A 23,842-nucleotide genomic window follows, 5' to 3' on the forward strand; every position below is an offset into this window, starting at 1 on the left:
AGTTTTTCTATCTTTTCCCCAACGGGGAAAAATTTAGAAAAACTCTAAAAAATCATTATTGTTTAGCTTCTCCTTTTAATTAAAAATTGGTATTAACTTTTTCGGAAAAATAGTAAATGATTAAGAAAAATATCTTAAATATTTTCCAAAAACAATTAAGTTGAAAAATTGAAAATTTTTCAGAAATTTATGCAAATGGTAGCTTAAAAGGATCTATTTTTGATAGAGAGTTCAACTCTTCTCTCAAAAAAATAAATTCAGAAATATCTTCTTCGGAAATAGAAGAAGTTAAGGAGTTACTAAAGAAAGACATTTCTAAAGAATTTGATTTAAGAGTCAATAAATCTAAATATTTATTAATTAGAGATGGTATTCAAATCATCTCTAAAAAAGATGAAAAAAAGAAAGTAATTAAATTAATTGACTTTGAAAATCCAGAAAACAATTTATTTACTCTTGTTTCTGATTTTTCTCTTAAAAATAAAGATTCAAAAACATCTAACTTTGTTGGATTTGCAAATGGAATACCATTACTTTTCATTTTTTTAGTAAGTGAATCTCTTAATTCTTTTGAAGAAAAGTTCATAAAAAGTTACAAAGAGAATCTAAAAGATTCTCCTGATCTTTTCTCTTATAACTCTTTTTGTATTTTGACTAACGGAAATGAGTCAAAAATAGGTACTATTGGGGAAGAATTTAGTTCATATAGAAATTGAACTAGATTGAGGGAAGAAGAAAAATCTAACAACAATATTGAAATTTTTTTGCAAGGAACTTGCAATAAAAATAATTTTTTAGATTTACTTGAAAATTTCATTATTTTCCCTAAAGAGAAGGGAAAGCTCAAAAAAATCATGGTACAAAATCATCAATTTTTGGGAGTAAATTTAGCTTTTGAAAGCTATATAAATAAAGAAAAGAATAAAGGTAAATTAGGTATTTTTTACCACACTAGAGGTAGTGGAAAAAAATATTCAATATTATTTTTGGCCGAAAAAATAAAAAGAAAGGCAAAGGAATCCCCTTCTTTTTTATTTATTTCTGATAGAGAGTTCTTAGAGGAAGAACTTTATGAACTTTTTATAGATTGCAATGTCTTAAAGAAAGACAAAGATTACCTAGTAAATAGAAAAGAAGAACTAAAAGGAAAATTATTAAGCAAAAAGAGTTATCTTTTTTGCTTAATTCACAAGTTTTATGGAGTATCTCTGCCAGAGATAAACAATAAAAATACATTAATTATTGTTAATGAAGCTTGCAGAATTTTTGATAATTCAAAATTTGAGGGACTTGTAAAAGTATTTCCTAATTCTGCAAGAATAGGATTTAGTAGTACTCCCCTAGTCAGGGGAGACACTAAAGTAGTTAGATATTTCGGGGAATATATCTCAATTTATGAATTAGGTAAAGCTATTGTAGATGGAATAGCTTTACCTTTAGCTTACGAAAATAGAGCCTGCAAGATTAAGTTATTAGAAAAATCCTCAATTAAAGAGGATTTTTTTGAAATGACTAAAGAAAAATTACCTGAAGAATATTTAAAAATTGAACACTTGATGATGGTAGAGGATAGATTGAGAAGAAATGCTCAAGATTTTGTTCATTTCTTCTCAAATAATTTGAAACAAGGAAAAGGAATTTATATTTGCTTCAATAGCAAAGCTTGTTTGCTAATGAGACACTTCATTAGAGAATATTGAAATGAAGAGATAAAGAAATTAACTAAAACACTTCAACAATTTGTTGGCAATGAAAAAAGAAAAAAGATTGAAGAGCAAATCAAATTAATGAAAAAGTTTGAAATGGAAATCATCTCAAACACTTATGGACTTAAAGCAAAGAATATATATGACTATTATGGGATCAAAGTTGAAATACCTAAAGTAATATCTTCAGAAAAACTCTTAAAGAAATTTAAGAGTAAAAAAGATAATTTAAAAGTTGTTTTTACTACATCCACTTGACCAAGTGGATTTGACATAAAAGAATTAAATTTTGTCTTTATAGATAAGCCTTTTTTAAATGAAAGAGAATTAATGCAAGTAGTATCTTTGCCTACTAGTAAAGATGAAGGAAAAGAAGAAGGAGTAATTATCGATTATTTCGATAATTGCTCAGGAATTAGAGGAGCTATTAGTAATTTATATTCTTCTAAAAGAATTTCTTTTGGGGATATTTCCTTAACTCCCCAAATAATTGGAAAAATAAATACTTATATTCGAGGAATAGAAAACATTTTCTCTTATTTATCTATTTCTCTTAAGAAATTTGAATCTGAAGAGAAAGTTAATAAAAGAAGAGAAATGTTATTGGAATATAAAAAGAAATTATTGTCAGATATTGAAAGTAAAGAAGCTTTTAATGATTATTATGAGCAACTTTCAAATATTTTTAAAAGTTTCTTTTCTCATGAACTTACTGAAGAAATAAGAAATAAATTTTCTTTTTTCAAGATCATCTATAACTTTTTAAATAGAAAAGACTATTTAATGTCAGAGAAAGATGATCTTGAGAGTGATCTTTTTAAATTACTAAATAAATACATTAAGGTAGAAAGATAAGTAATTTCAAAAAGTTAAAAAACTTTAGTTAAGGGTAGATAAAGGGGAGAGTTTCCCCTTTATCTGTTTCCGTTACGTTTTTCTAGTGAAAGTAGTGATTATATAGTCGTCAACCATATCCACATCTTCTCCCCCTTTCAACTCCACAGTATAAGTTTCTTCCACATCTTCCTCTATTATTTGACGGAGAAGAATGTGTTTGGGAATATGATCTATTCGCATATTTTTGTTTTTGTTGTTCTCATCAAGCAGGTGTGTAAATCTTAGTCCACCAATTAGATGATTCATGATCTTTTTGTGTTAATTGTTTCTTCGGAACACTTTTTTGTTGTTGTCGTTGATTACCGTTAGTTTGTGTTGTTCTACTTCCCTTTAACCCTATATTTTTAGAAGGACTTGTATGGGAAGCCGAATAATTGTAATTTCCTTCTTTTAATCTATTCTTTATTCACTCAACACTTATTCTTGAGCAGAATCTATATAATTTTTTTCCTCCACTCTCTTCTAATGGTCTTATCTTCCCACATATATAAGTGGTATTTAATTTTTGGCCATTTTCAGAAACTTCTGTTGTTTGACCAGAAATATCATAAATTAATTCCTTATTTTCACCAATTATCATTAGTTTTTCTTCTCAAACCTTTAGATCATTCTTAATTTTTTTCATTAATTCAGGTTCTTCTTTGCAGTCCTCTTTAAAAGTCTTATTGTTTAGGGCAAAAACATTTGTACATTTAGAGCCTGAAATGGGATTTAACAAATATTCTTGCAGAACAAGCTTTCTAGTTCCTTTAGAAGCAGCTTTTAAATAAGCTTCCGGAATAACAGCCCTTTTAGTTTGTTGTTGTCCTGCTTTCTTGAGAAGTTCTAGAATTTCTTCTAATCTCTTAACTTTTATTGCTTTTGGTTTTTCAACTTCAATTTTTTGGGTGAATGTAGTATTTCCGTTAACTGTTGTAACGGTTAGTAATTGTTTTTCTGGTGTTTGAGAACTATTAGTTTGAACAATTACTGTTGATTTTGGTTGTTCAAGCTTTTTGGATCTCCTAGATTTTCTAGAAGCAGCCTCTAGATAAGTTGCCGGAATATCAGTATTTTTAGTTTGTTGTTGTCTCACTTTTCGAAGAAGTTCTAGATTTTTTTCTAATCTTCTAGTTTTCTCCTCTCTAACTGCTTCCTCATAGGAAACAGTTTTTACTTGAGGAGGAAGAGTTACTTTTTCGGAATCTGCTGTTTCTTCAGGATTTTCTTTTCCCTCAAGAATAATTCCTGTTTCATTATTTTCAACTAAGCTTGAGTCTTCTTCAATGCTATTTCCATCAAGAATAATTACTGCTTCATTATTATTGACTAAATTTGAGATAACTTCTGGTTTTTGGTCATAAATATTTGATAAATCAAGCAGCTCTGCTTGTCTTATCCCTTTTTGAATCTCCACACTTACACTTTCTTGAACCTCAATAATTTGGGATTCATTCTTTTCTGAAAGTGTTGTTATTCTCGAAGAAACCCTTTCAGTTCCTTCCTTAATCTTTAGTTCTCTTTCTTCTTCTCTAGGGGAATTTTCTAGTGTTTGAGTTTGTGTGGTTTCAGGTTCTTTTACTTTTAGCTCCTTCTCAACCTTTTCGGTTCGAGAAGAATCTTGCTTTATTAAGGTGATGCTTTCTTCAGATCTAACTGATTTGTTTCTTGAAGAAATAGTTTCTGTTCTTTCATCATCTCATCTAATAACCATTTCTCTTCTTTCTTCCTCTTCTGGTTGTTGTTTTTTAACAACTTCTTCATAAGTAGAAGTATTTTCTTTATTAGATAAATGCCCCCCCCAAGTAACTGAAGTTGTAGTGGTTTCCTCTCTCTTTCTTTGTTCTTGTTCTATAGGTCTAGCAACAACAACAGAAGAAACATTTTTTGTTAGAGATTCAGTTGACACAGAATTGGAATAGTTAGATTCAGTAAATTTCATTCTTGTTTCTTTTACTTGATCGCCTAGAACAGCAGTCTTAATTACATAGAAAGTACTTCCAGAAGAACATCCTCCCAAAGTTAGAGAGGAAAGTAACTTTATAGCACACTTACACATAGGCATAAAAAACTATGACAAAAATATTTTTAAGTATATTTGAGGGCCTAGTTCCTCTGTTAGAGGTAACACACTTATATGGTTTATAATTTTTCCCTATTTTAGGGAAAAATAATGTTTTCTATAATATATGTAATTTGTCTACGAGAATTAGTAAAAAGCAGAAGTTAAATAGGTTAGTTTAAGGAACTTAAGTTCCTTTTAGAAAATGTTTGGAATAGCTACGTGAATAAAACTAGCTTTAGCTTTGTTTACTTTAGGAGGGGCTGCTGGAGGAACTTATTATTTCCGAGGGAATTTAGTCGGAAGAGGTAATTCAGATTTCTCCACTTCTTTAGGGGGAAATGATGATTCTTTAAGCAATAAAGATGATTCAGGAAAAAATTCTGATGATAGAGATTCTGAAAATAAATTAGATAGTTCAACTGGAAAGGAAATTTCAGATACAGTTTCCAAGAATTCAGATTCTGGCAATGAAGGAGTAGAAAATTCACCAACTAGTCCTGAGCAATCTTCTGTAGAAGGGATGAGTGGCGATGAAACAAATCAAAAACCTGAAGACAGTTCTTCCGTGACATCAACTTCTGAAAATGTCGGAGTTCAAGCAACTAATTTACAAGAATCTCCAGAAACTAATAGAGATGCAGAAGTTATTACTTCTGAAGATGGCGGAACACATGAACAATCTACTATTTCAGATTCTTCGGGAGATCAAAAAGATTTACAAGTAGGAACAGAAATAACTGAACCTGATTCCCAAAAACAAGAGCCATTATCTTTGGATTCAGTAAGTTCAACACCGTCTCTTGCAAATCATTCACAATCTGGTGAATTTTCTAGTGGAAGAAGGGATTCCAATTACCAATTTGGAGGAAATGTAAATGGAGAACTTATTTTCCCGAAAATAAATTCAGAAGGAGAAAGTATATGTGTTGTCGCGACAGAAGGAATTGGAAAAGAATTAGAAGATCTAGAAAAATGTAAAAATATGGTTTCTCAATATCTAAAAAATGTAGAGCAGGGTCAAGAAAAAATATGAATGAAAGTTAAAGAAAAAAATCATGTTAAAAAAATATTCGAAACTTTAGATCCCAGCAACAACAACATATCTTTAGAAAATGATTTTGAGGTAAATCTTTTATATGACAAATTTAGTTGTAAATTCAATTCTCATGTAGAAAATTCCGAGATAGTTGTTAGTTGCTTTAAAAAATTAAATTCAGAATAATTTTTTAGAGAATGTTCAATTCAACTACATTAGCTAAATTAGCTGTGGTAGTTGTTTCTTTAGGGGGAATTGCAGGCGGAGGGGGTTATATTTTCAAAGATCAATTAATTAATGGAATTCAAAAGCTTAGAGGGATAGAAACTAACTATAAGCCAACTTGAATTATCTCTTCATCTAATGAATCTTTAACTTTCTTGAATAAAGAAGGAAAAGATGAAAGTTTGAAGGGAGAATATGTATTTTTCTTTGAAAAGTCATCTTCTAACTCAGAAGTAGAGAAATCTTGCGTAAAGATAGAAAGGGGAATAGGAACTATTCAAAACAAAGAAAATTGTGATAGTATGGCTTCAAGTAATTCATTAATAAAAGATGGAAAAAATACAAAAGTATGAATAAAAGCCAAAGACAAAACTAGCGTTAGAAAAATTTTTGAAGCACTGTCCCTGACATCTACAGATAAAAAGTGATTTGAAGGAGATAACAAAACATTAGAATCAAATTTTCTTTTCAAACCATTAACTTGCAACTTAGAGGAAAAAAGTACTTTTTGAGATAGAGAAGTTTCAGTGAATTGCTCACCAAAAACTATTAGTAATTAATAAATAATATGGTTAGCGGCAGTTACCTAATCCCTTTAGTAGTTGGAGGAGCAGTTGCAGTGGGTGGAGGTGGTTATGGTTTAGTAACTTATTTAAACAATGGACCTGAGACTCAAAAAAATGAAATCACGAAAAAGAGCCAGTTACCTGACAATGTGATTGCAAGATACATCTATAAAGAGACTAATGGAGATCAATTAATTTGTGAACACATAACTTTTGAAAAAAGAGCATTAAGGAATGAAATTAAATACGGACAGGATTGCCAGCAAATGATACAAGATTTTTGAAACAAAAACTTAGTTGATTACCTTAAACAATTAATAGTTGTTAAATCAGAAAATTTAGAAAAAGTTTTGAGAGGTTCTTTTTCTTTGCCTCCAGAGATAAAAAATTCTTCAGATGTTCAAAGAGGAATTAAAGAAGGAATAAAGATAGGAAAAATGACATGTAAAAGAAAAGACTCGGAAGAAAAAGGAAATATTATTGTTAAATGCCTTCAAAATAATACAAATTAGTTTCAAGAGCCGTAAGGCTCTTTAGAGAAAATATGGGAACTTCTACCTTAGCAAAAATAGCAATAGCTATTTTTTCTCTAGGAGGTGTAAGTGGTGGTTATGGTTTAATAAATTATTTAAGAAAAAATGATGAAGAAATTTTCCCTAAATCAATTGGAGAATTTATTTACAAGCAACAAGAAGAGGGGGATAAGTTTATGTGTTCTCAATTGTTAAGTGAAGAATTTCCAATATGATATGCCTTGAACGATGAAAATAAATGTCAAAAATTAAAAGAAAAGTGATGAACAAATAGTTCGGATAGTAAACAACTTAAAGGTTTGGTAAGGGCTGATTCAGATAAATTGGGATATGCTCTATATAGTCTTTTTTCTCTGTCTTTTCCGATAAGCAACTTTAGTCAAGTGGAAGAGCAATTTAAGAATGAAGTTCAAGTTGGAAAAATGAAATGTAAGAGTGATGGAAATTCATGAAATGGGAAAACAATAGTAAAGTGCTATTAACTTAATGATTTAAGAGATGTTGGGATCAGCAAAAATAGCAACTGCTATTTTTTCTTTAGGAAGTGTTGTTGGTGGTAGTTATTTTTTGGGAAGTAATTTGTTGAGTGTTAAAGATTCTCTCCCCGCAAAGAATGATCCTTCTAAAGTCGTTCCATCTCTTCCAATAGATGAAAGTAAAAACTTAGAAACCACTCATAAATCTTTAGTTCCTGAAAGTACCAAAAAAGAAGATGATGAAGAACATCATCCTAAAGAAATAACAAAATCTCCGGATGATGATAAAGCTTCTTCCTCTGAATCAGGAAAAAGTGATCGCTCTACACCCGATTCAATCGTAAGTGGAAGATTAGAAACTAGATATGAATTTGGAAGTGATAAAAAACCAGATCCTGAAGTGTTTGCAGAACTAATAATTTCTGCAGGAGGTAACTCATGGACAGAAGGGATAGATAAATTTTGCATAAAAGTTGAAAAAGGTGTAGGTACAGATATAGGTAATGAACAAAGTAAAGAGTGAGTTTCAAAAAATTTAGATTCAAGGGAAGAAGAAAAGAAATCAAAAGTATGAATTAAGTCAAAGAATGAAGAGCACTTGAAAACAGTATTAAAGGGATTTGCAACTTTCAATAATTGATTTAATGGTGAAGAGAAATTACAAGTTAGTTCACAATGAGAGACATTAACTTGCTCAAAAAGAGAGCAAAATATTTCTTTAAATTCAGGAGAATCTAAAGAAATTATTGTTAGTTGTTCATAAAATTGTTTTCAAGTAATTAAGTAATGGCAATGGGTTTTCAAAGCTACTTGTTTCCATTTGTATTGGGAGGATTAGTTGTTGCTGGGGGGGGCGGTTACACAATTATGAATTACTTAAAGAAGAATGAATTGGGAGATGAAATTGCTTTAAAAATTGAAAAGAAGGGAGATTCAAATCAACAATTAACTTGTGAAAAGTGAGAAGATGGTTATATTTGAAGCAATTATCTAGGAGAACCTAAATGTAAAAATCTTTTCGAAAGCCTTCAAAAGAAGGCTGGAGAAAACAATACCAAACAATTATTAATAATTGAGTCAAAGAATTCTAAGGAGGTTCTAGAATATCTTTTCTCAGTCAAGAATGGAGAAAATAGTCAAAATACACAAAGTCAACAAGGAGTAACAAATGGGCAAGGAGAAAAAAGTTTAAAAATTAGCAGTATGACTTGCAAGAGTAAAGAAAACTTAATTTCTGGAAAAACAGTTGTATTTTGTAGTTAGTTAAAGAATGGCTGGGATCTCCACAATAACAAAAATAGCTGTAGTGGCTACCTCCTTGGGAGGATTAGTTGGAGGAAGTTATTTCTTCAAAAATGAGTTAAAAGGAGTAATTCAAAAACAAATTAATAGATTAGCTGGCTATGAGAATATACAAGATTCAGATGATGTAATGGCTGAATATGTTTATGACAGAGATAAAAATGAAACTTTATTAGTTTGCAAAAAATTAGTGGAAGGAAAAGTTGTTAATCACAATTCCTTAATTAGTAATTGTGAAAGTTGATTTAACAATATGTTAAAAGGTCATCTTGATGAAAAGCCAAAACTACTAATAAAAGTTGAGAAAACAAAATTAGAAGCTGCTCTTAAGGAAAGGTTTTATTCTCAATCGACTACAACATCTAATGAACAGGGAAGTAGCAATAATACTGATAGCGAATATTCCAAGTTAAAAGAAAACTTAAAGGTTGGAGTGATGATTGATGGGAAGTTGTGTAAATGTGATGAATTAAAAGGAGATGAAAAAGCAATTATTTACTGTTCTCTGAAAACTTTTTAGATTAATAGTTAAAAAATGACAATAGGCTTTCACAACTGTTTAATTCCTTTTGTGGTAGGGGGATTGGTTGTTGCTGGTGGAGGTGGGTATACATTATTGAATTATTGGAAAAAAGTAGATATAGGGGAACAAGTTGCCGTAAAGATTGAAAAAGAAAATAATGGTTCCCAGAAATTAGTTTGTGAACGTTGAGAAGATGGAATTAAATGAGAAAGTTATTTAGATGAACCTAAATGTAAGAGTCTTTTTGAGAGCCTCCAAAGAAGATCTTCAGAAACTGAAACTAAAAAGCTAATAATAGTTGAATCAGAAAATTCTTCAGAGATCTTGCAATCTCTATTTTCTTCCAAAAACGAAAATAATCAAGCTAGTTCTGGAACAAGTCAAACACAAGGAACATCAGGGCAACAAAATGGAGCAGGAAAACAAAACTCTCTAGATTTGAAAAAGAATTTCAAAATTGACAATTTGACTTGCAATAGTAAAGAAAACTTAGTAGATAACAAAATAGTTGTGTTCTGTAAATAAGAAATGTCTGGATTAACTACTATAGCTAAAGTAGCTTTAGCAGCTACTTCTATAGGAGGATTGACTGGAGTTAGTTATTTCTTCAGAGATGAATTGAGAGGAACAATAGCCAGATTATCTGGACATGAAGATGTGAAAGTTTCAAAAGATGTGATTGCAGAATATATCTATAAAAAAGACAATAATTCTGAACAAATTTTTTGTGAACAATTATCTAAAAAGAAAGCTTCAACAATCAAATTAACTCCTAAAGAATGCGAGAAATATTCAGGTCTTTGGAAAAATAAATCAAAAGAAAGTGAAAATAAAACAGATGTTTTGGTAAGGGTTAATGAAAAATATCTAGAAAATATTTTTAGAGGAGAATTTAATTCACCCTCAAGAGATAATTTTTCTTTCAGAATGAGAGAAGGTTTAAAGAAAGGATTATTAATTGAAAATTCCAAAAAAATATGTAAGAGTGATCTAGTGGCAAATGATGGAAAAATTATTGTGACATGCGAAACGCAAGAAACTATTCAAATCCCTTCAAGTTAGAAGATTATGGGAGTTTCTGTAATCACTAAAGTAGCTTTAGTAGCTACTTCTTTAGGAGGATTAGCTGGTAGTGGTTATTTTTTCAGAGATAATTTGAGGGATGCTGTTCAGAGTCAAATTTCAAAATGAATTGGAACTAGCTCTCCAAAAGTAATTGTCGAATATGTTTATGGAAACAAAGAGAATGATTCTAAAGTTACTTGCGAGCAAATATTAGAGAAAAAAGCTTCAGCAGTGAAGCTAAATGAAAAGGATTGTCAAAACTTGTTGAGCAATATGTGAAAAAAACAATCAATTGAACAAAGACCAGAAATATTAGTGAAAGTTAATAAAAAACATCTAAAAGATATTTTTGGGGAAAAAGTTTATTCTTCTTTCGAAATTAGTGATAGTGGCGAAAATGTAGTGAAAATAACTAAAGATTCTCATAAGTGCAATTTACTAGGAGAAGAAAAAGATCATATTACTTTGTCTTGTGATAAAAATTTAACTCCTACCGATCTTTCGAATAATTCTCAATATCCTTAATGTGAGCTAAAACAGCTTTACTTATTACCTCCCTAGCGGGAGGTGTTGTTGGAGGAAGTTATTTATTTAGAGATAATTTGAAAGCAATTTTTAATAAGAGAGTAGACGAGACATTGGAAAAAGTAGAAGAAAGTTCTTCCGAAATTATCGCTGAATATATCTATAACTGAAATAGTGATAACTCTAGTGCAACTTGCTCTAGAGTATTAGAAGGAAAAAGTAAAGCAGTTAATTTAACGAGCGAAGAATGTAAGGGATTAGCTGAAAGAATTTGAAAAGATAATGAAGAAGAAAAGAAAACAAAGATATTGGTAATAGTTGGGGAGAAATATTTAAAAGAAATTTTTGGAGGAGGAATTAATCCTCCTTTAAATGAAAATTATTCATATAAATTGAAAGAAGGTTTAAAAGCTGGAATATCATTTCACGGAAAACAATGTAAAAGCAAGGAAGATTTAAAAATGGAAAATAAAGTAGTTGTTTTATGCGAAAAAGAAGTAACAAATAACATTACCGAACAAACCCCCAGAAAATAATTTGATTGTCTTAAAAGAGCTGCAAAGCTCTTTTTAAGAAAGAATGTTAAGTATAGCTGCATGAACAAAAATTGGAGTAACTCTATTAGCTTTGGGAGGTGCAGCTAGTGGAACCTATTATTTTGGAAATGATTTGATTACGCAAAATTCTTCAGTAGATCAAAAACCAACTTCTAGTTTTTCGAATGGAAGGAATGATGATGCTTCTGATTCTCAAAAGCCTTTGAATGAAGATAAAGCAGAAAATAATAGTCCTTCAGAGAATAATGAGCCTGAAGCTTCAGATTCTGTAGGGGAAAGTGGAATTCTTAATTTACTTCCGGAAAAACAACCTAATGAGACACAAAATCCATTTATCGGAAATAAAGAGGAATCTCCTGATTTATTAGTTCAAGAAGATCGAAGAGAAGAAGATGATCGAGTTGGCGTACCAGAACAATCAGGAGCTCATTTTCCAAAACAACCTAATGTAATTGCCGAAAACATTTATAGCTGAAGTGGGGGAGATTCCGATTTAACTTGTGATCGGATAGTTTTGGAAAATAGTTCATCTGGAGATTATTTTTCCAATGAAGATTGCAAAAATCTTTTCAATAGTATCTGGGGAGAAAGGCAAGAAAAAAGACCAGAACTATTAATGAGAATTAGTGAAGAGTATCTTTGAAATGTTTTTAAAGGAAAACTTCCTATACCTTCAGAAATAAATGATTCTGAAAAATTGAAAGAAAATCTGAAATCAGGATTATTAATTGATGAGAAAATATGTACAAGCGATTTAAAAGTACAAGAAGGAAAAATAATTGTGACTTGTAATTCTCAAAGTCTTAGTTAATAAAAAGTGTTAGGAATTTCTTTTTGAACTAAATTAGGATTATCTGCCCTAACAATAAGTGGTGTTGCTAGTGGAACTTATTTTTTCAGTAATGAATTTTTTGGAAATAAATTTCCAAAAAATGAATTAAGTAAACCCAATCATAATGAAGGAAATGATGAAAGTTTAAGGGGAAATGGGAATGTCACTCCCAAAATAGATGTTTCAGAAATAAAAGAACAAAATCCAGAAGTTACAGTAATCACAGGGAGTAGAGAATCATCAATAAGTTTGGATCCCTCTTTAACTGCTGATTATCTAATAACCACTTTAGTTCAAGAAAAAGAAATTAAAAGTTGTTCAACAATAAAAGAGGGAAAAGTATCAGAAAATGTGAATTGCGAAAATATAACTTCCAAACATTGGAATGAACAGGAAAAACAAAAGAATCCTAGAGTTTGAGTAAAAGCTCAAAATGAAGAAAATGTTTCCAAAGTATTAAAAGTTTTCTTCATATCTAGTGGTTGAGAGGAGGGAAATTTAAATAAAGGAAGTTGAGAGCAAAAGAATTATGATCACAAAAACTTAATTTGTTCTAAAAGAAAAGATTCAGAACAACAAATAATAGTTAGTTGTTCTGAGAAAAATTAGGGTATTTGTATATAATTTCCTAAGAAATGTTTAATTTGTTAGGAATAGCAAAAATGTCTATGTCTCTTCTATCCTTGGGTGGAGCCTTCGGGGGGGGAGTTTCGGACTTTTAAGTCTTTTAGATAAAGAAAGTAATGCAAACACATTTAAAAGTGCTGAAAATAACCCAACACAAAATAATTTAGTAGCTTCAGGAGTAGAAAGTTCCCCGCAAGGGAACTTGACATCTCCTAAAGTAGAAAATTCTCAAGAAAATCAGGAACAATCTTCAAAAACTAGAACAATTAGATCAACTGAAACAAGAAAAAATATTTCTCCTGACTCAATAATTGCTGAATATGCTTATGTAGAGAAAGAAAATAGAGGAACTTCATTATCATGCGAAAGACTTAAGGCAAAAATGGAAGGTGAAGGGATGTGATTTTATGAATCATGATGTAGAAATTTATTTAAGAGTATGTGAACAGGACAAGAAGCTGAAGCTCCACAAAGACTTTTCAAAATTCAAGAAGATAAGGTATTCAACACTTTAGCTTATTATGTGGGAGTAAATGGTAGAAGTGATGATGAGAGTTTTAAGAGTGATTTGGAAAGCGGTTTAAAACTTGGTAATTTGACTTGTAAGAGTCAAGGGAAAAAGGACGGAAAAGTAGTTGTATTTTGTGATCCTCAAAATACTTTCTTTGATAGCTTAGTGAGAGCTCAATAGAATAATGACTGGAGTTTTTAGTTTGACTAAAGTTGCTCTCTCTTTATTGTCTCTAGGAGGTACTTTTGGGGGCGGAAGTTTTGGATTAATGACTCTTTTAGAAGGAGAAAAACAAACTAGCCAAAAAGCTAGTTTAGTGGAGTCATCTAATTCCGGAAGTGAACAAATTCCTTCTAAAGAGTTGGGTTCTGAAAATTCCTCCTCAACAATTACTAAAGGTGTTGAACAAACAAGAAAAATACAAAAAAGAAGTGTTGATTCCCCTAAACCTTGAGTAAATACAGAATATGTTTATGTCGAAAGAAAAAATGGAGAAATTGAATTATCTTGCGATAAGTTAAGACCTAATCAATTATTTACAGATTATGTAGAGCCTTGAATGTGTGAGAGATTATTTAAAAACATTTGAAAAGAAAACAAAGAGAATGCTCCTCAAAGAATATTCAGTATTAATGGTGATGGTGCTTTCAATACATTAAATTACTACTTTGGTTTAGGAGAAAGAAAGAATGGCGAACATTTTAGAGAAGAATTAAAGAAAGGAATTAGTCTTAAGGATGATATTGAATGTAAGAGTTCAGAAGAAAAAGAAGGAAAATTAATTGTTACTTGCAATCCTAAAACAGTTTCTGAACAAAACAGTATTAATTAGATTTGCAGAAAAATTCTAGTAACAATAAAAATCAACTAAAAACTTATTTAGTTGTTTAAAAGGGCTTAATAAAGCCCTTTTTCTTAGTATTTAAAAAATGTCAGGAGTTTTTGGATTAACTAAGATTGTTCTTTCACTAGCTTCTTTGGGAGGTACTCTCGGGGGGGGGCAGTTTTGGTTTATTAACTCTTCTAGAAAGAGAGCAAAAAGCTAACTTAAGTGATGTAGGAAATACTGATAAGAGTGAGAAAGCTCACTCTTTAAGTTCCGAAAATTCCCATACATCTCAAGAGCTTCCTTCAGAATCTTTAAAGACAGTTTCTAGAACTTCTCGATCAACGCAGGATAAAAATTCCATTTCTCCTAATTCAATAATTTCTGAATACGCTTATATTTCTAAAGAAGAAAAGGATAAAAGAGATCCTCTTTCTTGCGAAAAATTAAGAGGGACTATGATAGGGGAATTTATGTGAGAAGAAGAATGTAAGTCATTTTTTGAGAGTTTGTGAAATGGTCAAGTAAAAGATGCTCCACAAAGAATATTCAAAATTCAAGAGGAAAAAGTTTTTGAAACTTTGTCCTTTTATTTAAGGGAAAGTGAAAGAAGTGTTAATGACAACTTTATAGAACAATTAAAAGATGGAGTGAATTTTGAAAGAGGTTTTTGTAGAAGTCAAGGAGAACCAAAAAATGGAAAACTTGTTGTATTTTGTAATCCAAAAAATGTTTCTGAGCAAAAACAGTAGTTTTTTGACAAGAAATAAAGAACAATTAATAAATAAGTTAATTGTTGCGAGGGATTTTTAAGCCCTTACATTAATTAAAGGATGTCTACAGGAGTTTTGGGGTTAACTAAGATGGCATTAACTCTGTGTTCTTTAGGGGGAACCTTCGGGGGAAGTGCTTATGGATTAACAACTTTATTCGGAAATGAAATAAAGGTTGTTCAAGAAATTTCAGATAATAATTCGGAAGGAGTAATTTCCGTTCAAAAACTAGGGGAAAAACTGAAGGAAACTTCAAATCCATCGACAGTTAAAGCTTTCAATCCTGAATTACCACAACCTCAAAAACAAGTTAAAACTTCCCCTTCAGTTCTATGAGAATATTTTTCAGAAGAAAAAGAAGAAGAAAGCATTATGGGTTGCCAAATGTTAAAAGAAGGTCAAACTTTCGGAGATATTCGTTGAGGTTTTGATTGTAAGCCTTCCTTTAACAATGTTTGAAAGAATAAGAAAGAGAATTCAGAAAAGCCAGAAATATTATTGAAGATTTCTGAAGGACAAATCTTTAATGCAATGTGATACTATTACAATCAATTCCTAAAAATGGAAGATTCTTCAACTATTGAAGAAAAATTGCAAAACGGTTTAAATCTTGGAAATAATTTTTGTAAGAGTGAATGAAAAGAATCAGATGGTTCAACTATTGTATTCTGTAATTCAATCACAAAAACAACTTAAAAATGTTAGGTATTAATAGTTGAACCAAGATGGCTTTAACTCTTGTTTCTCTTAGTGGTTCTTTCGGAGGAGGAAGTTATGGCTTAGCTTCTTTAGTTGGTGGAGAGAAAATACAAGAAATAAAAGTTATTTCTTCCGGAAAAGAAGAAGTTAATTCTGCAGGATCTTCAACCACAAAAGAAATGAAAAAGAAAGATACTGAACTTAATTCAGAATTAACTCAAAAAGAAGATAAATTTGCTTCAGAAATTTTTTACAAAGATGAGGAAGGTAAGAATTATTCTATTTGCGAAAAGAGAGAAAAAGATCAATGGAACACTAACACTAAATATGGTTATGAATGTCAAGTTTGATTTAGTGGTATTTGAAAAAATAATGAACTAGGCAATAAAGAAAAACCTGAAATATTTTTGAATATTTCAAAGAAAAATGCTTTTGATGCTTTGTGATATTATTTCGGGAATTCTTCCCCAAATATAAAAAATATTTCAAATTTTGTGGATAGTTTGGGAAAAGGATTAAATCTTGGAAGTAATTTTTGTAGAAGTGAAAAAGAGGATGGAAATGGAAATATAATAGCATTTTGCAATTCAATCTCCGCGGTTAGCGGAGATAAATTAACTAAGAATTAATTAATTTAAAAAATGGCTTTGAGTATTTCAGGATTAACAAAAATAGCAACAACTTTGCTTTCTATCGGAGGAACTATTGGAGGTAGTAGTTATGGAATATTGTCTCTAGTTGGAATGGAAAGTAAACAAAATGAAGTTATTAAAGAGGATTCAAAATTAAATTTTCCTGAGACAGGCAATAGAAATCCTTTAAGTGAGTTAAAAGGAACTCAGGCAGGAGAAGTAAATTTTAAATCTATGTCAGAAAATCCTGCACTAAAAGCCAAGAAAGTTATCAAAGAAAATCAAGAAATTGCTGAAATTTTCTATAAAGATTCAGGAGAAGATAATCCAGAATGAATGAGTTGTGAGAAGAGAAGAAAAGGTCAAAACTTAAGTGATGTTTCTAATTGAGGTTGAAATTGTAAAAGTTGGTTTAACCAACTTTGAAGAGAATGAAGAAAAAAGGGAGAACAAGAGCCTGAAGCATTTTTCAAGATTGAGGAAGATTATGTTCGAGAAATATTAGAGATTTATTTTGGCTCATCAAGTTTTGAATATAATTCTCAATTGGTTGAAAAACTAAAAGAAGGTGTTAGCTTAAATTCAGCTAATTGTCAAAGTAAGGAAATAAAAAATGGAAGATTAACTGTTTTCTGTAATTTGAAAAAACAAGGATCACAAACATCTAGATAGGTTTAAGTCCTTTAAGAAATGATTGGCTTAAATAGTTTGCTGAAAATGTCAGCAACCCTTTTGTCAGTTGGTGGAACTTTTGGTGGAGGAATCTATGGACTCGTTTCTATTGTCGGTGACAACAAAGTTCTTTCTACTGTTGAAACTAAAGATAAACAAAATATTTCTCCCGAAGTGTCTCATTCCACCGAAATTAAAAGTGCTGAAGGTGTTGGAGATCCCTCAAGAAATCAATCTTTAATTTCAGAAAAAGTTACGACTCAAATTTCAAAATCAGTTTCTTCAACCCCCAAATTAATGTCAGAATATGTTTATATTCCGAAAAAGGGGGAAGAAGATGATGGTTATTCATGAGCTTGCGAAAGATTAATGGAGGGTCAAAGTATTAGTAATTATTTTTACGGAACTGATTGTCAGAATTTTTTCAAAAGAATTTGAAAAAATAGGGTAGAAGAGAAACCGGAAATATTTTTGAAAATAAATAAAGAAAGTGTTCACAACACTTTGCTGTTTTATTTCAGAAATTTCAAATTAGAAGATTCTTCCAGAATTTATGAAGAATTAGAAAAAGGATTAAAAATCAATAACACAACTTGTCAAAGTAAAAGGCTAGAAGATGGAAAAGTAATTGTTTTCTGTAATTCAGAAAACAATTAATCAAAGAAACTAAATGTTTAGTTTTTCAAATTTAGTAAAGTTGTCCATACCTCTTTTATCTTTGGCAGGAACTATTGGGGGAGGAAGTTACGGATTAATAGCACTTTTAGGTGATAACAGCAAAGTTGAAGTGAAAGATTCTGGACAATCAAAAAGTCAAAATAAAACTCCCGAAACAAGAGATTTAAAGCCTCTCGTTCAAGGGCCAGAAGGAACAAAACAAGAAGCTCCACTCACGCAAGAAGAACCTAAAAAACGAATAATTGATCCAAATAAAGTAGTTTCAGAAGTTTTTTATAAAAAAGTTGAAGAAAGTGATACAGAAGAGGAAGAATGAATGAGTTGTTATAGTAAAAAATATGGAGAAGATTTGGGTGTCCCTGATTGGGGATGACCCTGTAAATATAAATTCTTAGGAATTTGAAATAGAAAAAAAGAGGAAAAACCTGATATGTTATTGAGAATTGAAAAAGAAGAAACTTACAATGCTTTAGGTTTTTACTTTGGAGTAGATGGAATAGAAAATAACTTAGAATTTTTTGGCAAACTAAAAAATGGTTTAACTTTCGGAAGAAAAAAATTCTGTAAAACTGGTTGAGAAGAATCTAATGGAGAAAAAATAATTGTTCTTTGTGAAGAAAAAACTAGCGAAAAGGGAAATATTAAGAGTAGAGTTATTTAAAGAAATAAGTAGAGAAGGGAGGGAAGCCTCTCCCACCCTTCATAAACAAAATTTCCAAAACATTAATAAGGAAATTTTCATAAGGAGTCGCCAAAAGAATCCAAAAAGAAAGATATTTATGTTAGAGAAGAGATTTTTTATTTTTTTGGATAAAGAATTTTTTCTAAACTTATTTCTTTACGAAAAGTAGGAATACAAAAAAATGTTTGGTTCTGTAAATTGAGCAAAAATAACTTTGGCTATTTTTTCTGTGGGAGGAATTGTCGGAACAACTAGTTATTTACTGAAAGATAAATTAATCAAGTCAGACAGTTCCACCTCAATTCCCGAAAGTAAGAGAATTAGTGAAAATTGAGAATCAGGTGCACCAGAACATAAACAAGTAAATAACTTTAAATCAACATCTTCATCTAGAGTTATTGCGGAACATATTGATAATTGAGGAACAAACGATTATCCTTCCTGCAAGAGATGAATAGAGGGAAAAGAAAATGAAAGAAACAATAATTTAAATCCCGAAGAATGTCGAAAATTAATTCAAAATGTTTGAAATAATTTCGAACAAGAAAAACCTGATATGTTTTTGAAAATTGATTCTTCAGGAAATAAACCTGAAGAATTTTTAAGAACAATTTATATAGAAAAACCAAACAATTTATCAGTTCCTAGAGAGGAAACTAATCATTGAATTTTTAAAAATATGGATTGTAATGTTAAGAAAGACAAAATAGATAATGAGAAAATAATAGTAAGCTGCAAATACAGAGATAGTAGATAATTAAAAATAAATGCTTAATGAAAAGCAAAAACCTTTTAAAAATAAAAATCTTGAATTCTTTTATGCGGGGGGGGGCATTTGTTCAACATTCTTCAAACAATAAACAACTTGTAGGGGAAATAAAAATCGGAGGAAACTCCGGTTAGTTAACAAAACCAAAGACTAATGATTGGATTATCTACTTTATCTAAAGTAGCTATTCCGATAATTTCGATATGCGGATTAGCTACCGGAGGCTATATGGCCAATAAATATTCATTAATTCCTTTTGGTTCAACTTCTTTAGAGAAACCACAAGATTCAAGAAACTCTGAAATAACTAATAATGGGGAAGAATTAGTAGCTCTATATATTCAGCAAAGAGTTACAGAAGGTCAAAAAGAAGTTATTCCAGATAAATGAGTATGCGAAAAATGAATCAAAAATCAGGAAAATTTAACTCAAGTTACGGAAGAAGATTGCAAATCTTTAGTTACAAGTAAGTTAGGAAGTGAAAAAACGAAACAACCATTCATATGGTTGGAAGTTGATAAGAATAAAGAAAATGAGATACCGCAAAAATATCACTTAAAGAGTGATTCAGTATTTAGTAGAGGCTCAACAGAATGATCGGAAAGCTTTTTGAATTGCAAAAAAGAAGAAAAGTCAGATAACAAAGTATTAATTACTTGCGAAAGAAATAGTTAACTTAGATGGCTGTAACAGCCATCAAAGCAATTAGCTATATCTGCGCTCTAGCTGTAGGCACTACTAGTACAGCTGCCGCAGGCAGCTACGGAATAGTTAGTTTTTTCAAAAATAAAAATGATTCTTTTCCGTTAAGTTCAGGACTTCCAAAAACCTTACAAGTTTCTGGAGATGGAATGAGTAGTGGTTCATCTCCTGAAAATCATAGAGATAATGATGAATTAAGTCATTCATCTTCTCATTCACAAAGAACTACCAGAAGTGCAGATTCAACAACTCTATCGTCAGGATTGCAAGAAGGTCATCAAGAATTTTCAGGAACTTCTTTGCAAACAGACAATCTATCAGTTCAAGCAAGAAATGATTTTTCGAGCGTGAGCTCATCTATTTCAAGCGAAGGTAAAAGTGATAGAGATTCTTCTGAAGTTGAAGTTTTAAGAAGTAGTCAGCAAGCAAAAGAATATTTAGAAGAAGATCCTAGCGATAATTGAGAATGAAAAACTTATTTGTCTAACGGCAATTATGCCGAGGATGAGGAAGAAGTAGAAAACCAAGATCTTGTTGTCGCAGAATACATCACAAAATCTGGAGACAAACCATTGTGTAAGAAATCTTTTAGAAATGAAGGAATAAGTTGAAGTGATGCAGTTCAGAAAGAATGCGAACAATTAACTTCAATTAGCTTATGGAATAGTAGAAATTCATCAGGAGAAAATCTTTTCTCCTTGCTTTTTGTAAATAAAGAAAAGATTAGAAAAGCTTTAGAAGTGTTTGGTCTTTTAACAGAATCTTTATCTTCTACAAAAAGTAAAAAATGAAACACTAATAATTCTTTGGAATGTAAGAAAGAAAAAGGAAATGAGACCAAATTCTTAATTACCTGTATTCAAAAAAGTAGTTAATTATGTCTTTGGCTGCAGCAAAATTAGTCGGTTATTTTTCTGCCATAGCTGTAGGGACTACTAGTACAGCTGCTGCAGGAAGCTATGGATTATTTAGTTACTTTAAAAAAGATTCCAAAAATAATTCAAATTCTCCAAAAACTCAAGGTGAACAAACAACAAATTCCGCATCCTCCCCATCTAATCCGGAAGGATCTTCACGCTCTCTAAGCTCTCAAACTCAATCCACTTCAGTTTCAGCGGAAACAAGAAATTCTGGTCAAACTCCTTCACAACAACAATCTTCAGGACAATTAGGAATTGAAATTAATAATCACTCTACTAGATCCACATCAGAAGATTCAAGAAATACACCATCACATTCATTAGTTGATGACTCTTCAACTAGAAGAGAAGCTATTCCAAAACTATTAGATCAAAATTCCCCTGAAGATGGGGAATGAAAGTTCTATATAGGAAAAAACAATAGTGAAATAATTCTGGAAGATGATGAGGTAGAAGATGGAGATTTTTTCTTAGCTGAATACATAAAAAGAGAGAGTGGGCAAGAAGTAACTTGTCAGAGATTACTGAAAGGTAATAGTAACTGAAATCAAATGAAAGGAGAAGAACAATGTAAAGTTCTCTCTTCTTGAAGTTGATGATCAGAAAAAGAAAAGGAGAGAGATGAAAAGCTCTCTCACCTTTTATTTGTGGATAAAGAAATAGTTAGAAAAACTCTAGAAAAGTTTGGACTATATGGAGAAAATTTAGCTTCAACAAAAAAGACTACATGAATCAAAGATTCCTTGGTATGTAGCAAACAATCAGGTAGTTTAGGGGGAGATGATGAAAGTAATAAATTTCTCATTACTTGTCAGTAATAAGAATTTAGAGTAGTATTTCAGCTCTAAAAATAGGCAGTTATCTTGCTGCCTTAACTTTAGGAACTACTAGTACAGCTGCCGCAGGCAGCTATGGACTAGTTAGTTATTTCAAAAAAGGTCCTGAAGGAAGTTCTAAGTCTGTTTCTTCTCAATCTTTGTCTGCCCCAAAACCTCTCGGAGATGTTCAAAGAAGTGGAGTAACTCTCGAACAAAAAGGTACTCAAAATTCTAAGGGACAAACGAGAGAAATTAGTTTTGGAACTTCTTCCACTTCTTCTAGAGCAGAACCTTCCTTAAGAGATGGAGAAGAAAGAAATTCTGGAAATCACCAAAGAATTATTTCATCTGCTTCTCCTGAAAGTATCTCCGAGACACTAAATAAAGGATCCCAAAAAGATTCTGCGTGAGAATACTATATCTCCAGAGATGAAAGTGGGGGAGGAGAGTTTGAGAAAGATGAAGAAGAATCTCCTATCTCTGTAATTGCTGAATACATTAAGAGAGAAAAAAATAGTCAAGGTAATCCAATTTGTCAGCAATTTATAAAAGGATTTGGAATTAGTTCAGATAGAACTGTAGTTAAAGAATGTAATTATTTGTCTTCTTGAGGCTCTTGAGAAAAACAAAGTAAAACAGATAAACAACTTTCTGTTTTATTGTTGGTAAATCAAGAAAAAATCAAAACTTCTTTAAGAAAGTTTGGTTTGTTTATAGATTCTTTGCCTTCTAGTAAGGCAATTACTTGAAATACAAATGATAACTTGACTTGCTTCAAACAAAATGATGAAGCAATAAGTAATCATGAAAAATTTTTGATTGCCTGTCATTGGCAATAAATAAATAATGGCTCCAGCATTAAAGCTGTTAGCTTTAATGTTTGGAACTACTAGTACAGCTGCCGCAGGCAGCTATGGACTAGTTAGCTATTTCAAAAATCCTCAAAAAATTTCTATAGATCGTGAAAAACAAAAACCTACAGGAAATGATCTTTTGCAAATTAATCCTGAAGGATCTAACAACAATTCAACTGATTTATTGAAAAAACAAGAAAATTCAGATTTACCTGAGCAGCATGAAAGAACAACTCAAGAATCTGGAAATTTAGGAGAAAAAACTAAAGAGTCAGGGGATCAAGAAGGATTAAAAATATCTTCCCCTGACTCAAAACATAAAGAACAAGTACCAGTAGGAGTAGAAGAAAGAGGAAAGTCAGAAATTACTTCTATTCCTATACAAGTTAGATCTTTAGTGACTTCAAATACTGGATCTAGAGATCAGAGATGAGAACACTACATCTCAAGAAGTGAATTGCAAGAAAAGTTGGAACCCTTTTTTGGAGATGATGAAGATTCTCATTCAGATCTTTTTGTAGCTGAATTTATTAAGTGACAAAAAGAAAAAGGGGGGTTAGCATTATGCCAAAAATTGATTAGAGATGCATTAGGTAATGTGAAGAAAATAGAAGCTGAAAAATGTTCCAATTTATCAATTTGAAATTGATGAGAAAGTAATGTCAATGGTCAACAAAATAAAAACCTTTCAGCATTATTATTTGCTGATCAAGAAAAAATTACAACATCTTTGAAAAGTTTTGGGATATATGACCAAGAACTCCTAGTAAATAAGAGAACATCATGAAATTTAGAAAGTTTGACATGCATGAAAGAAGATGACATTTCATTAAGCGAAAATGACAGATTTTTAATTTCTTGTCACAGTTATTAAAAAAGTGAAAAATTAGGAATTAAATTTGACTCCCTTAATTAAAGGCTCAATAATGACAGCTTCTTTGGTAGGAGTTACTTCTGGCGGATTAGGAGCAAGCTATTTAATAAATAACAATTTTTTTTCTTTGAGTCAAAAAGAAAAACCAGAAGAATTTCCGAGCGCTGAAGTTATTTATCAACTATATGATGGAGATGCAGATGTTAATTGTGCTTTCTGAACTTTTAAAGATGTCAAAAAGCAAGAGAACAAAGAAAAAATAGATCCTAAATGTAAAGAATTAATTGATCAATTTTGAAAAGAAAAAGATGGAAGAAAGCCATCTTTTTGAATGAAATCTCACAAAGATAAAGCTTCTGAAACTTTAGAAGTTTACTTTTCAAATTTGAAAAGTAAGTTTGATTCCTTAGGTAAAGAAAGTGAAGAGGAATGAGGAGATGAACATAGAACTTGTATCAAAAAAACTGAAAATGAAGAAATTATTGTTTTTTGTCACAATAAGAACTCAAGCAATTAGT

The 23,842-nt window shown here is 30.8% G+C and carries 31 protein-coding genes; 29 read left to right on the forward strand and 2 right to left on the reverse strand.

The features are described 5' to 3' along the window. Positions 1–116: 116 nt before the first annotated feature. Positions 117–2,561, forward strand: coding sequence for an HsdR family type I site-specific deoxyribonuclease (locus tag MSU_RS00495; protein ID WP_013609615.1), 2,445 nt, complete (start codon positions 117–119; stop codon positions 2,559–2,561). An 82-nt stretch (positions 2,562–2,643) separates the two neighbouring features. Here MSU_RS00495 and MSU_RS00500 read toward each other — a convergent pair whose 3' ends face one another. Beyond that, entirely contained in the window at positions 2,644–4,641 is a 1,998-nt protein-coding gene (locus MSU_RS00500; RefSeq protein WP_148221827.1) for a hypothetical protein, read from the reverse strand. Between the two features lie 208 nt (positions 4,642–4,849). Here MSU_RS00500 and MSU_RS00505 point away from each other — a divergent pair, with 208 nt between their 5' ends. From MSU_RS00505 to MSU_RS00575, 15 genes are all read left to right on the forward strand, one after another. After that, the gene (locus tag MSU_RS00505) at positions 4,850–5,869 is read left to right on the forward strand and encodes a hypothetical protein (protein ID WP_013609617.1); all 1,020 of its coding nucleotides are present in this window, start codon (positions 4,850–4,852) and stop codon (positions 5,867–5,869) included. Between the two features lie 11 nt (positions 5,870–5,880). Then, positions 5,881–6,468, forward strand: a complete 588-nt coding sequence (locus tag MSU_RS00510) for a hypothetical protein (RefSeq protein WP_013609618.1) — start codon at positions 5,881–5,883, stop codon at positions 6,466–6,468. Between the two features lie 8 nt (positions 6,469–6,476). Beyond that, positions 6,477–6,986, forward strand: a complete 510-nt coding sequence (locus MSU_RS00515; protein ID WP_013609619.1) for a hypothetical protein — start codon at positions 6,477–6,479, stop codon at positions 6,984–6,986. 32 nt (positions 6,987–7,018) lie between these two features. Then, complete coding sequence (locus MSU_RS00520; RefSeq protein ID WP_013608802.1) at positions 7,019–7,489, forward strand: hypothetical protein; 471 nt, start codon at positions 7,019–7,021, stop codon at positions 7,487–7,489. Positions 7,490–7,505: 16 nt separating this feature from the next. Further along, positions 7,506–8,246: a hypothetical protein gene (locus MSU_RS00525; protein WP_013609620.1), complete on the forward strand. Its 741-nt coding sequence runs from the start codon at positions 7,506–7,508 to the stop codon at positions 8,244–8,246. A gap of 23 nt (positions 8,247–8,269) precedes the next feature. Continuing rightward, entirely contained in the window at positions 8,270–8,746 is a 477-nt protein-coding gene (locus tag MSU_RS00530) for a hypothetical protein (protein ID WP_013609621.1), read from the forward strand. 7 nt (positions 8,747–8,753) lie between these two features. Further along, the gene (locus tag MSU_RS04615; RefSeq protein WP_013609622.1) at positions 8,754–9,305 is read left to right on the forward strand and encodes a hypothetical protein; all 552 of its coding nucleotides are present in this window, start codon (positions 8,754–8,756) and stop codon (positions 9,303–9,305) included. A 15-nt stretch (positions 9,306–9,320) separates the two neighbouring features. Next, complete coding sequence (locus MSU_RS00540; RefSeq protein ID WP_013608806.1) at positions 9,321–9,833, forward strand: hypothetical protein; 513 nt, start codon at positions 9,321–9,323, stop codon at positions 9,831–9,833. 3 nt (positions 9,834–9,836) lie between these two features. After that, the gene (locus tag MSU_RS00545; protein WP_013608807.1) at positions 9,837–10,370 is read left to right on the forward strand and encodes a hypothetical protein; all 534 of its coding nucleotides are present in this window, start codon (positions 9,837–9,839) and stop codon (positions 10,368–10,370) included. A 6-nt stretch (positions 10,371–10,376) separates the two neighbouring features. Continuing rightward, a complete protein-coding gene (locus MSU_RS00550) occupies positions 10,377–10,898 on the forward strand; it encodes a hypothetical protein (RefSeq protein ID WP_013609623.1) in 522 nt (173 codons plus the stop codon). Beyond that, a complete protein-coding gene (locus MSU_RS00555; RefSeq protein WP_013608809.1) occupies positions 10,898–11,434 on the forward strand; it encodes a hypothetical protein in 537 nt (178 codons plus the stop codon). The genes MSU_RS00550 and MSU_RS00555 overlap by 1 nt, the downstream gene beginning before the upstream one ends. Before the next feature lie 43 nt (positions 11,435–11,477). Next, positions 11,478–12,266: a hypothetical protein gene (locus tag MSU_RS00560; RefSeq protein ID WP_013608810.1), complete on the forward strand. Its 789-nt coding sequence runs from the start codon at positions 11,478–11,480 to the stop codon at positions 12,264–12,266. Between the two features lie 6 nt (positions 12,267–12,272). Then, positions 12,273–12,896, forward strand: coding sequence for a hypothetical protein (locus MSU_RS00565; RefSeq protein ID WP_013609624.1), 624 nt, complete (start codon positions 12,273–12,275; stop codon positions 12,894–12,896). 220 nt (positions 12,897–13,116) lie between these two features. After that, on the forward strand, positions 13,117–13,605 hold the full coding sequence (locus tag MSU_RS00570; RefSeq protein ID WP_013608812.1) for a hypothetical protein: 489 nt from the start codon (positions 13,117–13,119) through the stop codon (positions 13,603–13,605). A 4-nt stretch (positions 13,606–13,609) separates the two neighbouring features. Beyond that, positions 13,610–14,257: a hypothetical protein gene (locus MSU_RS00575; RefSeq protein ID WP_013609625.1), complete on the forward strand. Its 648-nt coding sequence runs from the start codon at positions 13,610–13,612 to the stop codon at positions 14,255–14,257. A 136-nt stretch (positions 14,258–14,393) separates the two neighbouring features. On the opposite strand, the gene MSU_RS00580 is transcribed toward MSU_RS00575, so the two are convergent. Next, positions 14,394–14,615: a hypothetical protein gene (locus MSU_RS00580; RefSeq protein WP_013609626.1), complete on the reverse strand. Its 222-nt coding sequence runs from the start codon at positions 14,613–14,615 to the stop codon at positions 14,394–14,396. A gap of 94 nt (positions 14,616–14,709) precedes the next feature. Here MSU_RS00580 and MSU_RS04725 point away from each other — a divergent pair, with 94 nt between their 5' ends. The 13 genes from MSU_RS04725 (at position 14,710) to MSU_RS00650 (ending at position 23,841) form a co-directional block, all read left to right on the forward strand. Then, the gene (locus tag MSU_RS04725; RefSeq protein ID WP_013609627.1) at positions 14,710–15,003 is read left to right on the forward strand and encodes a hypothetical protein; all 294 of its coding nucleotides are present in this window, start codon (positions 14,710–14,712) and stop codon (positions 15,001–15,003) included. A gap of 81 nt (positions 15,004–15,084) precedes the next feature. Next, positions 15,085–15,720, forward strand: coding sequence for a hypothetical protein (locus tag MSU_RS00590; protein WP_013608815.1), 636 nt, complete (start codon positions 15,085–15,087; stop codon positions 15,718–15,720). Between the two features lie 2 nt (positions 15,721–15,722). Then, positions 15,723–16,352, forward strand: coding sequence for a hypothetical protein (locus tag MSU_RS00595; RefSeq protein WP_013608816.1), 630 nt, complete (start codon positions 15,723–15,725; stop codon positions 16,350–16,352). A gap of 12 nt (positions 16,353–16,364) precedes the next feature. Further along, positions 16,365–17,027, forward strand: a complete 663-nt coding sequence (locus tag MSU_RS00600) for a hypothetical protein (RefSeq protein WP_013609628.1) — start codon at positions 16,365–16,367, stop codon at positions 17,025–17,027. Between the two features lie 18 nt (positions 17,028–17,045). Beyond that, the gene (locus MSU_RS00605; RefSeq protein WP_013609629.1) at positions 17,046–17,684 is read left to right on the forward strand and encodes a hypothetical protein; all 639 of its coding nucleotides are present in this window, start codon (positions 17,046–17,048) and stop codon (positions 17,682–17,684) included. 13 nt (positions 17,685–17,697) lie between these two features. Continuing rightward, entirely contained in the window at positions 17,698–18,366 is a 669-nt protein-coding gene (locus MSU_RS00610) for a hypothetical protein (RefSeq protein WP_013609630.1), read from the forward strand. A gap of 202 nt (positions 18,367–18,568) precedes the next feature. Next, complete coding sequence (locus MSU_RS00620; protein WP_013609632.1) at positions 18,569–19,144, forward strand: hypothetical protein; 576 nt, start codon at positions 18,569–18,571, stop codon at positions 19,142–19,144. Between the two features lie 165 nt (positions 19,145–19,309). Beyond that, a complete protein-coding gene (locus MSU_RS00625) occupies positions 19,310–19,831 on the forward strand; it encodes a hypothetical protein (RefSeq protein WP_013609634.1) in 522 nt (173 codons plus the stop codon). Between the two features lie 5 nt (positions 19,832–19,836). Further along, positions 19,837–20,733, forward strand: a complete 897-nt coding sequence (locus MSU_RS00630) for a hypothetical protein (RefSeq protein WP_013609635.1) — start codon at positions 19,837–19,839, stop codon at positions 20,731–20,733. Between the two features lie 2 nt (positions 20,734–20,735). Beyond that, a complete protein-coding gene (locus tag MSU_RS00635; protein ID WP_013609636.1) occupies positions 20,736–21,596 on the forward strand; it encodes a hypothetical protein in 861 nt (286 codons plus the stop codon). 158 nt (positions 21,597–21,754) lie between these two features. Next, complete coding sequence (locus MSU_RS04335; RefSeq protein ID WP_013609637.1) at positions 21,755–22,435, forward strand: hypothetical protein; 681 nt, start codon at positions 21,755–21,757, stop codon at positions 22,433–22,435. A 7-nt stretch (positions 22,436–22,442) separates the two neighbouring features. Further along, complete coding sequence (locus MSU_RS04340) at positions 22,443–23,324, forward strand: hypothetical protein (protein ID WP_013609638.1); 882 nt, start codon at positions 22,443–22,445, stop codon at positions 23,322–23,324. 52 nt (positions 23,325–23,376) lie between these two features. Then, positions 23,377–23,841 carry a hypothetical protein gene (locus tag MSU_RS00650; RefSeq protein ID WP_237696899.1) on the forward strand — a complete coding sequence of 155 codons (465 nt, stop codon included), beginning with the start codon at positions 23,377–23,379 and terminating at the stop codon, positions 23,839–23,841. Position 23,842 lies beyond the last annotated feature (1 nt).

The organism is Mycoplasma suis str. Illinois (assembly GCF_000179035.2).
In the GTDB taxonomy this organism is placed as follows: domain Bacteria; phylum Bacillota_I; class Bacilli_A; order Mycoplasmatales; family Mycoplasmoidaceae; genus Eperythrozoon_A; species Eperythrozoon_A suis.